This is a genomic window from Streptomyces sp. ID05-26A (assembly GCF_033794685.1).
Taxonomy (GTDB): domain Bacteria; phylum Actinomycetota; class Actinomycetes; order Mycobacteriales; family Pseudonocardiaceae; genus Lentzea.
In genome coordinates this window covers 745,262-757,636 of the sequence record NZ_JARAYZ010000002.1, presented here as the reverse complement: position 1 = coordinate 757,636, position 12,375 = coordinate 745,262, and the positions used below count along the sequence as shown (strand labels likewise).

Genomic DNA, 12,375 nt, shown 5'->3' with positions numbered 1-12,375 from the left:
CTGGTGTCGAGAACGCGGACGTGGCACCGTCCCAGGGATATGAGCATCCGGAGCATGCACCACGTCGGAATGACCGTCACCGACCTCGCGGCCGCCGTGGCGTTCTTCGAGGCACTCGGCATGGAGCTCGAAGGCAGGGCCCACATGGAGGGCGAGTTCGTCGACGGCGTCATCGGCCTCGACGGCTCCGTCAGCGAGATCGCGATGCTGAAGACCCCGGACGACCGGTACCGGATCGAGTTCAGCCAGTTCCAGGCCCCGCGGAGCGTCGACGGCAGCTCCCACGCGCCGATCAACGCCCTGGGTCTGAGGCACGTCGCGTTCACCGTCGACGACCTCGACGACACCCTCGCTCGCATCAAGCCGCACGGCGCTGAGCTGGTCAGGAACGTCGAGAAGTACGAGGAACTCCTCCGGACCTGCTACGTCCGCGGTCCCGAGGGCATCCTCATCGAGCTGTGCGAGTACCTCAGGTGAGAGCGCGCGCGTACGCCGTGGGGGAGACGCCGACGGTCTGCGTGAAGTCCCGCACGAGGTGGGCCTGGTCGCTGTAGCCCAGGTCCGCGGCCAGACGGGCCCACTCCACGTCCGACTCGGCACGTTCCAGCGCCTCGTGGATGCGGTACCGCAGGATCACCCACTTCGGACTCACCCCGACGTAGTCCGCGAACAGCCGTTGCATCGTCCGCACCGCCACGCCGCAGTCCCGCGCGAAGTCCGCGACCCGCCGGATCTCCCGGTCGTCGCGGATCTGCTGGACCAGGTCCATCGCCAGCGTCGCCTGCGGGTCCGGCACAGGCCCGAGCCCGAGCAGGAACGCGTCGAGCGCGGCCACCCGCTCATCCTCGTCCTCGACGCCGAGCACCTGCGCCGACGGAACGTCGAGCCGCACGTGCCGCCCGGTCCACTCCGACACCGGCTCGCCGCGGAACGGCCGGAACCCGCCGGGCCGGAACTGCACGCCCGCCACCCGGATCCGCCCGTCGAGCACCCGGCTGAACAGGCCGAGCCCGACACCGGCGATCTCCGGCTGTGCGTAGCCGTGCTCGAAGACGATGTTCACGGACGGATGCGGCACGACGTGTGTGGTGTACGGCGCGTCGAGCTCACCGTCGATCAGCCAGTAATGCTCCAGGTACGGCCGCAGCTCGGCACACGGCATGCGGCGGCGGAACCGCACGCGGGCGAACAACTCGCGCGCGTCCACGATCCCCCGAGTGTCCCGGCGCGGCCCCTGCACAGCGCAGATCCTAGGTTGGCGCGTTTCTTCAAGAGGACCGGAACACCCGGAAATAGGCTCAGGACCATGAAGCTCAGCGTTCTGCTCGACCGAGCCCGCGACCACGCACTGCCCGTCATCGCGAACATCACCGACGACGACCTGGCCAAGCCCACCCCGTGCGCCGACTACGACGTCCGCGCCCTGCTCGACCACCTGCTGCACGTCGTCGTGGAGTTCCAGAAGCTCGCCGCGAAGCAGGACGCCGACTTCAGCCACACCCCGTCCTACCCGGACTGGCGCGAGAGGTACCCGGCCGAGTCCGCGAAGCTCGTCGACGCGTGGGGGCAGCCCGGCGCCACCGAGGGCATCGCCGGCAACATGCAGATGCCCGCGACGGTCGTGGGCGGGCTGGTGCTGCTCGACCTCACCATCCACGCCTCCGACCTCGCTCAGGCCACCGGCCAGCGCTTCGAACCCGACGCCGAGGTGTTCACCGAGGTCAAGGGCCTGGTCGAGCAGATGGGGCCGATGGCGATCGAGATGAAGGTGTTCCACGCCCCCGTCGAGGCGCCGGCCGACGCGTCGCCGTTCGAGCAGCTGCTGGCCGTCACCGGCCGTGACCCGCGCTGGAGTGCTTGACTGGGCACATGCTGACGATCGGGATGCTGGGCGGGATGAGCTGGGAGAGCAGCGCGGAGTACTACCGGCTCGCGAACGTACTCGTGCGCGAACGCGTCGGCGGGCTGCACTCGGCGAAGGTCGTGCTGCACTCCGTCGACTTCGCCGAGATCGAACGCATGCAGGTCGAAGGCAGGTGGGACGACGCGGGCAAGGCCCTCGCCGAGGCCGCCGCACACGTCCAGGCCGGCGGCGCCGACTTCCTGCTGATCTGCACCAACACCATGCACAAGGTGTTCGACCAGGTCCAGGCCGCGATCGACATCCCGGTGATCCACCTCGGCGACACCACGGCGCAGGCGATCAAGCGGGCCGGCTTCACCACCGTCGGCCTGCTCGGCACCGGCTTCACCATGGACCAGCCGTTCTACCGCGAACGTCTGGAGTCCCACGGGCTGAAGGTGCTGGTGCCATCGGCCGAGGACCGCGCGACCGTGCACCGGATCATCTACGACGAGCTGTGCCTCGGCATCGTCCGCGAACAGTCCCGCCGCGCCTATCAAGACGTGATCTCCCGGTTCGAAGGGGCACAGGGAGTCATCCTCGGCTGCACCGAGATCGAACTGCTGATCACCCAGGCTGACGTGGCACTTCCGGTGTTCCCGACCACCCGCCTGCACGTCGAGGCGGCCGTCGAACGGGCAATCCAGACAACTCTGTGAACGGATGAGCCGCTCGATTCAGCAACGCCGCGACTCAACGAAGTGTCTTAGTCACTGAGGGCTATTCCTACTTCGGTGAACTAGGGGAGTTCGCGTTGAAACGATCACACATCGCCGCAGGGCTGACGGCTGTCGTGGTTGCCGCCACGGCAGCCGTTCCCGTTTCCGCGGCACCGCAGGAGCACGAGGTCCGTGCCGGCGGGCTGAGCACCAAGGTCACCCTCGTCACCGGTGACGAGGTCGTCGTCAACAACGGCAAGGTCCAGGTCAGAGGCGCCCAGGGCAGGGAGAACGTCGGGTTCCGCTCGTACACCGACCCGCGCGGCAACCTGCACGTCGTGCCGCTCGACGCCCAGGCCGGGCTCAACTCCGGTGCGCTCGACGAGCGGCTGTTCGACGTCTCGCTGCTGGCCAGATCCGGCTACGACGACGCGGCCAGCAAGACGATCCCGCTGATCGTGCAGGGGCAGGCGATCAGCGCGGCGAACGCCGAGTCGTTGCCGAGCATCGGCTCGCACGCGATCACGATCGGCAAGGACGGCTCGTTCTGGGCCGGTGCGCGGGCGGCGGGCACCGGCAAGATCTGGCTGGACGGCAAGGTCACCGCGTCCCTGGACCGCAGCGCCGCGCAGGTCGGCGCGCCCCAGGCGTGGGAGAAGGGCTTCACCGGCAAGGACGTCACCGTCGCGATCCTCGACACCGGCGTCGACGAGACCCACCCGGACCTCGCGGGCGCCGTCCTGGAGTCGAAGAACTTCTCCGACAGCGACACCACCGACGACCGCGTCGGCCACGGCACGCACGTCGCGTCGACCGTGACCGGCGACGGCAAGTACAAGGGCATCGCGCCGGACGCGAAGCTCATCAACGGCAAGGTGCTCGGCGACTACGGCGGCGGCCGCGAGAGCGACATCATCGCCGGCATGGAGTGGGCCGCGGCCAAGGCCAAGGTCGTCAACATGAGCCTCGGCAGCTCGTGGCCCGACGAGGGCACCGACCCGATGTCGCTCGCGCTCAACCGCATCACCGAGCAGACCGGCGCGCTGTTCGTCGTCGCCGCCGGCAACTCCGGCGGTCCCATCGGTTCACCCGGTTCCGCCGACGCGGCCCTCACCGTCGGCGCCGTGAACCGTGACGACACGCTCGCCGACTTCTCCTCACGCGGCCCGCGCTGGTTCAACAACGCCGTCAAGCCCGACATCACCGCGCCGGGCGTCGACATCGTGGCCGCGAAGGCCAAGAACGGCCAGATCGGCACGCCCGTGGGCGAAGGCCACGTCGCGTTGTCCGGTACGTCGATGGCCACCCCGCACGTGGCGGGAGCGGCGGCGATCCTCGCGTCGAAGAACCCGGCGTGGAAGGCGGAGGACATCAAGGCCGCGCTGATGAACAGCGCCAAGCCCAACCCGTCGCTGACCATCTACGACCAGGGCGCCGGACGTCTCGACGTCGGCCGCGCCGTGTCGTCCGCGGTCACCACGAACCACGGCAGCTTCTCGCTGGGCACCGCGGTGTGGCCGCACGACGACGACAAGCCCATCACGCAGAAGCTGACCTACCGCAACAACGGCACGACCGACGTGACCGTCGACCTGAGCGTCGCCGAGGTCAAGCCCGCCGGAGCCGGCCTGTTCAGCGTCTCACCGGCGAAGCTGACCGTTCCCGCTGGTGGGAGCGCGGACGCCACCGTCACCGCCGACACCCGTGCCGCGGTCGCGGACGGCGTCTACGGCGCGGTCGTCCTCTCGTCCGACGGCGTGCGGGTGGCCGTCGGTGTCGTGAAGGAGGTCGAGAGCTACGACCTCAAGCTCACGTTCCTCGACCACAACGGCGCGCCGACGCAGTACTACGACTACCGGTTCGTCGACCTGGACAAGCCGCAGGCGCACTTCCGGTACGACCCGTCCGGCACGATCGTGCAGCGCCTGCCCAAGGGCAAGTTCTTCCTCGACGGCACGATCAGCACGCGCGACCCCGACCCGACCAAGGGCGGCCTGAACACCACGCTGACCGAACCCGCGCTCGAGGTCACCGGCAACGCCGAGATCGTGTTCGACGCGCGCCAGGGCAACCAGCCCGCCATCGCGATCGAACAGAAGGACGCCAAGGCGGCGTCCGCGGGCCTGGGCTTCCTGATGCAGGCCAACTGGGGTGCGACCGGCGGCACCTGGTACCTCAACAACTTCGACTCGGTGCGCGTCCGCCCGTCGAAGACGTCGTGGCCCAAGTTCGACTTCTACGCCGAGTCCGTGCTGGCGAAGCCGGACGCCAACGGCAAGTTCGACGGCAGCCCGTACCAGTACCACGTGCGGATCAGCGAGAAGACCCGCGTGCCGGCGAACGTCCAGCGTTCCGTGAAGGACCGCGAACTGGCCCGCGTCAACTCGATCACGCACGCCCGCGTACCCGGCTCGGTGGGCCAGCGCGACAGCGGCGCCTCGGGCCCGCTGCCGTTGCGGCTCAAGGAGTTCTACACCCCGGGCGTCGACTGGGCCGGTTCGCTGACGGAGTTCACGAAGCTCGGCGAGTGGCCCAGCCTCGGCTTCCAGTCCTCGATCACGCCCCGCGTGTTCAAGCTCGGCAAAACGGTGACCGAACACTGGAACAGCGCCGTCTACGGACCCGGCGTCCCGCACGTGCCGGGAACCGTGCGCTTCGCCGGCCGCGTGGGCAACGTTCTGCGCCTCGACCTGCCGTTGCAGGGCTCGCAGGGCATGTACGGCTACTCACCGAGCGCCGGCCGCACCACCGTCACGGTGGACGGCAAGGTCATCTCCGACCAGCCGGAATCCGGGTACGCCTACATCCCGGACGCACCGGCGGAGAAGAAGCGCTACACCGTCCACACCGAGGCCACGCGCGACTCGTTCTCGTCACGGGTCACCGCGGACTGGTCGTTCACCTCGGAGCACGTGCCCGGTGACCAGTTCCAGTCGGTGCCGCTGCTCGCGGTCCGGTTCGCACCGGCCCTGGACGAGAACAACCGCGCCGGACGCGTCCTCACCGTGCCGATCACGGTGGAGCGCAACGGCACGGGCACCGTCACCAACATCAAGGACCCGGCGGTGCAGGTGTCCTACGACGAGGGCAAGACGTGGAAGCCGGTGCCGCTGCGCAAGACGCGGGCGGGCTGGCAGATCACGCTGCTCCACCCGCACGGGGCCAAGAACGTGTCGTTCAAGGCCAAGGCGGCGGACGCGGGCGGTGACGTCCAGCAGACGATCATCCGCGCGTACGACCTGAAGTGACCGTGTGAGGGGGCCGGGTGCACCGGCCCCCTCACACCTACGATCGTGCCCATGAGTTGGGTCTCGACCGTGCCGGTGATCGCAAGCAGTGTGTCCGCAGTCGCTGCCTCCTCTGGTGCGATCGTTGCCGCGACCGCTCTCCGGAAGAACCGAGAGGACCAGGCGCGTCGAGATGCTGCGGGGCTGCACGCGTCCGCGCGGGTCGTTCTCTGCAAGGTGGATCAGATTGCCGAGAGCGATGCTTTCGAACCGGATCACCGCAACGGTCATCCGGACTCCCAGTTCACGATCAAGGTAGTGAACTCGTCGTCGCACCCGTACTACGCGGTTGTCAGCTCCGTCTTCGTACCTGCGCGCAACAAGAGGTTCGCGGCGTACGTCAACACGGTCCCAGCCAACGAGGCGAGGTATGCGCGAATGTTCTCCGCTGACGGATGCGACGTCGTGGCGCTACCGAATGACACGTTGATCGACACCACGTTCATCGACAGTCAAGGACGTGGCTGGCACCGCGACTCCGACGGCGTCCTTCGCAGACGGAAGATCAATCGTCAATGGCGAGACGCGCAGCTTTGGGCACGTCCTCATCGAGGACTCGCATTGCATCAGATGTCAGAGGTAATGGTGCGCGACGACGCAGGTTTCGAGTCCCATGTCGTTCGGGACTGGAATGGCAACGAGGTCGACGTGACCCCGTTCCGGCCGTCACTCACCGACCGCGACATCGAGGATGCCATCAGCGCCTAGCGCCCATGGTTGGTGGCGCGAGACGAACGTCCGCACGCCACCAACCCTCACACCTACTGCTGGTACGGCGCGAGCGTTTCAGGGTCGACGTCCGGCGCACTCATGATCGGGTGCACCTCGATCGGCTGGTTCAACAGCTTCCCGCCAGGCCCAGGACAAGCCGAGGCCTTCTGCGCGATCTCCAGCACCCGCTCGTGACTGGCGACGTCGACCACCCAGTACCCGGCGATCACTTCCTTGGACTCCGCGAACGGACCGTCCACGACAACCGGGCCGGAGTCGCTGCCCCGCACCACGAACGCCCGCGCCGGACCGCTCAGTCCCTCGGACTGCAGCAGTTCGCCGGACGCGCGCAGTTCGGCGTCCAGGTCGCGCATGTAGGCGATCATGCGGTGCATGTCCTCGTCCGACCAGGCGGCGAGGCCCTCCCAGTCCTCCTGGCTGCCGCCGTAGCTGACCAGCATGTACTTCACTTCCACTCCCCACCGGTAGCGCGGGCCTTGATCTCCTGCACGGCCCAGCTGTTGCCGTCCGGGTCGTCGAAGAAGATGAACGACCCTCCGTCCGCCTCGTTCATGCGCACGATCTCGCCGACCTCGACGCCGCGCTCCAGGAGCTGTGCGCGGGCCTTCTCCAGGTCCGACACGACGAGCTGCACGCCCTTCAAGCTGCCGGGCTCGCCCTTGACGATGCCCTTGCCCATGACGATCGAGCAGCCGGAGCCGGGCGGCGTGAGCTGCAGGACGCGCGCGTCCTCGCTGAACGTCGTGTCGTGGTCGACGGTGAAGCCGAGCTGCTCGGAGTAGAACCGCTTCGACCGGTCGAGGTCCGACACCGGTACGACGACGACTTCCAGGGTCCAGTCCATGTTCGAAGTTCCTTTCAGCGGCTGCCTACGAGGACCCGTCGAAGTGCTCAGGAACTTTTCGACACGGGGTCCCGGCCCACATACCCGAGCAGCCTGTCCTGCAGCGGAGCGTCCGGGGGCACCGGGACCTCGGCGCCGTAGACCTCGATGCCGGGACCGAACGCGCCGGGCGTGCGGAAGCGTTCCATCAGGTCGGCGGGCACGGCGGTGGCCGACGCCCAGAGGCGTTCCACGTCGGTGGCCGGGATCGTCTCGTCCTGGCCGGTGGCGCGGGCGAGGTCCCAGCCGTGCAGCACCAGGTCGTCGCTCACGACCTGGTCGACGTGGTCCTCCAGGGTCATCGGGCCGGCGGGCGTGGAGACCTCGCCCTTCGCCCGGTCCGACTCCAACGCCGCCTGGACCTGGCGCCTGGCCTCGCGGAAGTCCGTGAGGGGGTCCTCGGTGCGTGCGATCGGACTGCCGAGCATCACGCCGTGCATGTCGATGACGTGGTCCACGACCTCCAGTGCCGTCCACTGCGCGCACGGCGAAGGATTTTCCCACTGGTCTGAGCGCACGTTCGCGACCTTCGTCTCGAACGCCTCCGCACGAGCCCTGTAGCGCTCCGCGATCACTGGCCTCACTCCTCGACTGCGCCGCCGATCTTGCGCAGGTGCTCGCGGAAGGTGAGCCCGCTCTCCAGGTACTCGCCGAACCGCAGTTGGTCGCGCAGGGACTCACCCTGCCGCACGCGCTCGGCCTGCGCTCGTTCGACGTCGCGGATGCCACGCGCCTTCTCGATGAGCGCCGTCACCTCCGACGCCGGCACGAACAGCACGCCGTCGTCGTCACCGAACACGACGTCGTCGGAGGTGACGGTCCACTGGTCGATCTCGGCGGTCGAGAGGGCTTCGGGCGCACGGTCGCGCAGGCTCAACGGACCCGTCGGGTTCGCGCCGAGGCTGAACACCGGCAACCCGATCGTGCGGATGTCCTGGGTGTCGCGGTGCAGCCCCCAGATCACCACGCCCGCGAGCCCGGCCTGCTGCGCTTCGAGCACCATCATGTCGCCCACGCAGGCCTCGTCCGTGCGGCCGTCGTTGTCGACGACCAGCACGTCGCCGGGCCGGCTGCGTTCGAGTGCTTCCAGGAAGACGTCGACGCTGCCCGCGTGCCGGGCGGGCAGGACGCGGCCGGACGTCTTCGTGCCGGGGATGACCGGCGTGAGAACGACCGTGCGCACCGGGATGTCCGCCCGGATGCAGGCGTCGGCCAGGTGCGCGGTGGTCAGGTCGAGGGTGGCGAGATCCATGCGGGCATTCTTACGCCGCGACCTTCTCCTCGGCGGGTTCTGTGCGCAACACGCCAGCCGAGAGCGCCGCGACGAGGCACAGCGCCACCGGCAGCAGGAACGCGATGTTGAGCGGCACGACGTGGGTCAGCCAGCCGATCACCGCCGGTCCGGCCAGCACACCGAGGTAACCGAGCCCGGCCACGCGCGAGACGTTGGCACCCGCCGCACCGGGTTCCGCGTGCCCGGCCGCGCTGAACAACTGCGGCACCGTGCCCGACAGACCGATGCCGGCGATCGCCCAGCCGACCAGCGCCAGCCAGATCCACGGCGACAGCGCCGCGGTCGCGATGCCCACGGCACCGACCACCGAACCCCAGCGCAGCACCGCCATCGGCCCGACCTTCGCGGTGATCCGGTCCGCGAGCAGCCGTCCGACGGTCATGGTCGTGGCGAACGCGCCGTAGGCGAGCGCGGCGATCTGCGGGGACGCGCCGAGGATGTCCTGCAGGTGCAGCACGCTCCAGTCGTTGGCGGCGCCCTCGCTCAGCATCACCAGCAGGGCGAGCACGGCCATGATCCAGATCCGGCGCGGCGCCTTGCGCTTGCCGGTCTTCTCGGCGGCGTGCTGCTCCTCCTTCTCGTTGAGGAGGAAACGGGCGGTCACGAGGCTGACGACGACACCGAGCACCGCAGCGGCGCCGAGGGTCGTGGCGGGGGAGAGTTCCCAGCTCAACGTGCGTGCGCCGGTCAACGCCGCGGCGACACCGCCGAGCGACCACGTCGCGTGGAACGCCGACATCACCGGACGGTTGTAGTGCCGTTCCACCACCACGGCGTGTGCGTTCATGCTCACGTCGATCAGGCCGTTGCCGAGGCCGAAGATGAGCAGCGCCGCACCGAGCGTCCACTGGTTCACGGCCAGACCCGGCATCAGGGCCGTGATGCTGCAGAACACCCCTGCGGCGGGCACGACCAGTTTCACGCCCACGCGGTCGGTGAACTTGCCGCCGAGTCGCATGCCGATGAACGCGCCGAGCCCGAGCAGCAACAACAACCGGCCGAGCTCGGCGTGCGATATGCCCGTGCGGTCCTCGACCGTCGGGATGTGCACGAGCCAGAGGCCGAGCAGGAACCCGTTGAGCGCGAAGTACGTGAAGGTGGCCACCCGCGCGGCCTTGAGAGCGTTCACACGGAGCACGCTAACGAACGAATCGCGTGTTCGAAAGATTGAGTTTCGAACATCACTGATGTTCAATCTGGGGTGTGTCCCGACTGAAGCAGATCACCGAGGCGGTCCGCGACGCCGGCTCGCTCGGTGTGGCGGACCTGGCGACCCTGACCGGTGCCTCCGAGATGACCATCCGCCGTGACCTGGAGGTCCTCGCAGCCCAGGGCGTCCTCGAACGCTACCGGGGCGGCGCGCGAAGCCTGCTCCTGCGCGGTGAGGAACCCCCGTTCGCGCTGCGCACGGACGAGAACATGGCCGCCAAGCGCCGCATCGCCACGACCGTGGCCGCCCTGATCGCGGACGGCGAGTCCGTCGTCCTGGACAGCGGCACAACCTGCCTCGAGGTAGCCCGCCTGCTGCACGACCGACGCGTGACCGTCATGCCGTTGTCGCTGCACGCCGTGAACGCTCTGTCTTCTTCTTCGACCGTGACACTGCTCGTGCCCGGCGGCCGCCCCCGCCCCGGTGAGCTGGCCCTGACCGGCCCGCTCACCCTGGCCTCGGTGCAGGCGCTGCGCTTCGACACCGCGGTCATCGGCTGCTGCGGCCTGTCCGCCGAACACGGCCTGACCGCCTTCGACCTGGAGGACGCCTCGGTGAAACGAGCCGCCATCACCTCGGCCCGCCGCGTCATCGCCGCAGTCGACGCCTCGAAACTGACCCGCACGGCCCTGGCCCACGTCGCCCCGGTGTCCTCTTTGCACGCCGTCGTCACCGACGCGGAAGGCGATGACGGCCTGACCGCCGCAGGCGTCACGGTGGTGACGGCATGATCGTGCTGTTCGACATGTTCGGCGTCATCGCCCGCGACCAGTCACCCGAGGTCATGGCCACGATGAGCACCTCGCCAGACTTCTGGGACGCCTACTGGGCACACCGCCCCGGCTACGACCGCGGCGACGTGACGGCCGACGAGTACTGGGCGCTCGTGGGCCACCCGCCCCTGGTGGAACAGGACGTCGCCAGCTGGGCCCGCGTCGACTACGAGATGGTCGCGCTGCTGCACGAACTGAGCAACGCGGGGCAGCGCATCGCGTTGCTGTCCAACATCCCCGAGGACCACGCGGATCACTTCGAGCGCACCTACGCGTGGCTGGACCTGTTCGAACTGCGGGCGTTCTCGTGCCGCATCGGTGCCGCGAAGCCCGAACGCGCGGCGTTCGAGTTCTGCCGGGACGCGTTGGGGGACGACGACATCCTGTTCGTGGACGACCGGGTGGAGAACGTGCGGGCCGCCGAGCTGGTGGGGATGCGCGGGCATCACTTCACGGGGATCGACGGGTTGCGGCAGCTACTTGGTGCTGCCAAAGATGCCTAGGACGTTCGGGAACTGCGACGAGGTGTCGTGCCTGCTGAGGGCGTTGAGCCCGTAGGTGGCGAGCCACGCGACGCACAACGTCAGCACCGGGACCTCGGCGGCGGCGGGGATCAGCTTGAAGTGGCGCAGGAGCAGGTAGACGGCCAACGGCGCGAGACCGGCCGCCATCTGGCCCACGAATCTGCCGGCCACGGCCAGCTTGCTCCGCACCACGTACGAGGCGCGCTCGGGATCGTCGGGCAGCTCGCCGTACCTGCCGGACAGCAGCGTGTCGGCGAGCGTGAGGATCTTGTGCAGGTAGTCCCGATGAGTCGTCTTGTCAGGCAGCACCAGCTTCACGCACAGAAGCTCGATCGACTGCCCGGCACGCACGCACCGTCTCCTGAACTCCCTCGACGCAAGCGGGTTCTGCACGCGCATGGTCCGCCACAACCCGTGTTTCAGCACGAACGCAACCTCCTGCGTCTGCGTGATGAGCCACTTCCTGGTGTCCGGTTCCATGAACGACTTCTCGTCGCGGGCCGCCTCGACACAGAGGAACAGCGTTTCCACCGCGACTGCCATAGGACGGCTGCGAAACCGGCGATGCCGGTCCAAGAGCTCGTCGACCGGTATCAACACCAGTACCGCCATCACGAAACAGGCATAGGTGAGTACCGCATGCACCAGGAGGTACAGGCCTTTGGTGTCGGTCGCGTGGCCGATCATCGCGTGCACAGGTCCCTTGCCGACGACCTCGCCGTACACGATGAGCGCGGCCGCAGCCACGATCGCGAAGTTGTAAACGAACGTGAACAGGGAGGTGCCGCGCTGGAACCAGCGTCGCATCAGGTCGTCTGCAGCCACTACCGGTAACCCGAAGAACATGACGCCGACGAAACTGATGAAGACACCGGCCGCCGAAGACGCCTCGAAGTGACGGGCTACGAGAACTCCCACGATGAGCAGCATGCAGAGAAACGCCACCCCGACGGCTGTCTCCCGCCGAGCCGACCAGATCTCGTCCCTGACCAGCCGCAGGTCAAGCCTCCGGTAGTGAGCCCTGTCCAGGTCGACCGAGATTCCCTGGCCGACAGCGACGCCGTGCACCACCCCATAACGCTGACGCCCAGGCTCGAGCCGTGCCCGCAG

14 protein-coding genes are annotated in these 12,375 nt (G+C 68.4%); 7 read left to right on the top strand and 7 right to left on the bottom strand.

Annotated features, from left to right (window positions below; genetic code table 11):
• Window positions 1-54 precede the first annotated feature (54 nt).
• The gene (locus tag PV646_RS19280) at window positions 55-477 is read left to right on the top strand and encodes a VOC family protein (protein ID WP_500343544.1); all 423 of its coding nucleotides are present in this window, start codon (window positions 55-57) and stop codon (window positions 475-477) included.
• Here the strand turns inward: PV646_RS19280 and PV646_RS19275 are convergent.
• A complete protein-coding gene (locus tag PV646_RS19275) occupies window positions 470-1,240 on the bottom strand; it encodes a DUF6597 domain-containing transcriptional factor (RefSeq protein ID WP_500343543.1) in 771 nt (256 codons plus the stop codon). The two genes, PV646_RS19280 and PV646_RS19275, sit on opposite strands and share 8 nt — an antisense overlap.
• Before the next feature lie 66 nt (window positions 1,241-1,306).
• On the opposite strand from PV646_RS19275, the gene PV646_RS19270 reads away from it, so the two are divergent.
• The 4 genes from PV646_RS19270 to PV646_RS19255 all read left to right on the top strand — a co-directional run bounded on the left by PV646_RS19270 (window position 1,307) and on the right by PV646_RS19255 (window position 6,557).
• Window positions 1,307-1,861, top strand: a complete 555-nt coding sequence (locus PV646_RS19270) for a TIGR03086 family metal-binding protein (RefSeq protein ID WP_500343542.1) — start codon at window positions 1,307-1,309, stop codon at window positions 1,859-1,861.
• A gap of 8 nt (window positions 1,862-1,869) precedes the next feature.
• Entirely contained in the window at window positions 1,870-2,562 is a 693-nt protein-coding gene (locus PV646_RS19265) for an aspartate/glutamate racemase family protein (protein ID WP_500343541.1), read from the top strand.
• A 95-nt stretch (window positions 2,563-2,657) separates the two neighbouring features.
• Window positions 2,658-5,810, top strand: a complete 3,153-nt coding sequence (locus tag PV646_RS19260) for a S8 family serine peptidase (protein WP_500343540.1) — start codon at window positions 2,658-2,660, stop codon at window positions 5,808-5,810.
• A gap of 51 nt (window positions 5,811-5,861) precedes the next feature.
• The gene (locus PV646_RS19255; protein WP_500343539.1) at window positions 5,862-6,557 is read left to right on the top strand and encodes a hypothetical protein; all 696 of its coding nucleotides are present in this window, start codon (window positions 5,862-5,864) and stop codon (window positions 6,555-6,557) included.
• Window positions 6,558-6,610: 53 nt separating this feature from the next.
• Here the strand turns inward: PV646_RS19255 and PV646_RS19250 are convergent, their stop codons facing one another.
• The 5 genes from PV646_RS19250 to PV646_RS19230 are packed head-to-tail and all read right to left on the bottom strand — an operon-like array spanning window position 6,611 to window position 9,887.
• Window positions 6,611-7,021 carry a YciI family protein gene (locus PV646_RS19250; RefSeq protein ID WP_500345035.1) on the bottom strand — a complete coding sequence of 137 codons (411 nt, stop codon included), beginning with the start codon at window positions 7,019-7,021 and terminating at the stop codon, window positions 6,611-6,613.
• Between the two features lie 5 nt (window positions 7,022-7,026).
• On the bottom strand, window positions 7,027-7,425 hold the full coding sequence (locus PV646_RS19245) for a VOC family protein (protein WP_189155285.1): 399 nt from the start codon (window positions 7,423-7,425) through the stop codon (window positions 7,027-7,029).
• A gap of 47 nt (window positions 7,426-7,472) precedes the next feature.
• Window positions 7,473-8,039 carry a TIGR03086 family metal-binding protein gene (locus tag PV646_RS19240; protein WP_500343538.1) on the bottom strand — a complete coding sequence of 189 codons (567 nt, stop codon included), beginning with the start codon at window positions 8,037-8,039 and terminating at the stop codon, window positions 7,473-7,475.
• Window positions 8,040-8,044: 5 nt separating this feature from the next.
• Window positions 8,045-8,716, bottom strand: coding sequence for an RraA family protein (locus PV646_RS19235; RefSeq protein WP_500343537.1), 672 nt, complete (start codon window positions 8,714-8,716; stop codon window positions 8,045-8,047).
• Window positions 8,717-8,726: 10 nt separating this feature from the next.
• Window positions 8,727-9,887 (bottom strand): MFS transporter, encoded by a 1,161-nt coding sequence (locus tag PV646_RS19230; protein ID WP_500343536.1) that lies wholly within the window; start codon window positions 9,885-9,887, stop codon window positions 8,727-8,729.
• Between the two features lie 65 nt (window positions 9,888-9,952).
• Between PV646_RS19230 and PV646_RS19225 the strand changes: the two genes are divergently transcribed.
• Together PV646_RS19225 and PV646_RS19220 are read left to right on the top strand one after the other, a co-directional pair.
• Window positions 9,953-10,699 carry a DeoR/GlpR family DNA-binding transcription regulator gene (locus PV646_RS19225; protein ID WP_500345034.1) on the top strand — a complete coding sequence of 249 codons (747 nt, stop codon included), beginning with the start codon at window positions 9,953-9,955 and terminating at the stop codon, window positions 10,697-10,699.
• Window positions 10,696-11,244 (top strand): HAD-IA family hydrolase, encoded by a 549-nt coding sequence (locus PV646_RS19220; protein WP_500343535.1) that lies wholly within the window; start codon window positions 10,696-10,698, stop codon window positions 11,242-11,244. Before PV646_RS19225 ends, PV646_RS19220 begins: the two co-directional genes overlap by 4 nt.
• Here PV646_RS19220 and PV646_RS19215 read toward each other — a convergent pair.
• The gene (locus PV646_RS19215) at window positions 11,218-12,336 is read right to left on the bottom strand and encodes a hypothetical protein (protein ID WP_500343534.1); all 1,119 of its coding nucleotides are present in this window, start codon (window positions 12,334-12,336) and stop codon (window positions 11,218-11,220) included. The genes PV646_RS19220 and PV646_RS19215 overlap by 27 nt on opposite strands.
• Between the last annotated feature and the right edge of the window lie 39 nt (window positions 12,337-12,375).

Excerpts from the sequence above, each read along its gene's own strand:
- PV646_RS19280 (WP_500343544.1), top strand. The coding sequence starts at position 55 with ATGCACCACGTCGGAATGACCGTCACCGACCTCGCGGCCGCCGTGGCG.
- PV646_RS19270 (WP_500343542.1), top strand. The coding sequence starts at position 1,307 with ATGAAGCTCAGCGTTCTGCTCGACCGAGCCCGCGACCACGCACTGCCC.
- PV646_RS19265 (WP_500343541.1), top strand. The coding sequence starts at position 1,870 with ATGCTGACGATCGGGATGCTGGGCGGGATGAGCTGGGAGAGCAGCGCG.
- PV646_RS19255 (WP_500343539.1), top strand. The coding sequence starts at position 5,862 with ATGAGTTGGGTCTCGACCGTGCCGGTGATCGCAAGCAGTGTGTCCGCA.
- PV646_RS19250 (WP_500345035.1), bottom strand. The coding sequence starts at position 7,021 with ATGCTGGTCAGCTACGGCGGCAGCCAGGAGGACTGGGAGGGCCTCGCC.
- PV646_RS19245 (WP_189155285.1), bottom strand. The coding sequence starts at position 7,425 with ATGGACTGGACCCTGGAAGTCGTCGTCGTACCGGTGTCGGACCTCGAC.
- PV646_RS19235 (WP_500343537.1), bottom strand. The coding sequence starts at position 8,716 with ATGGATCTCGCCACCCTCGACCTGACCACCGCGCACCTGGCCGACGCC.
- PV646_RS19220 (WP_500343535.1), top strand. The coding sequence starts at position 10,696 with ATGATCGTGCTGTTCGACATGTTCGGCGTCATCGCCCGCGACCAGTCA.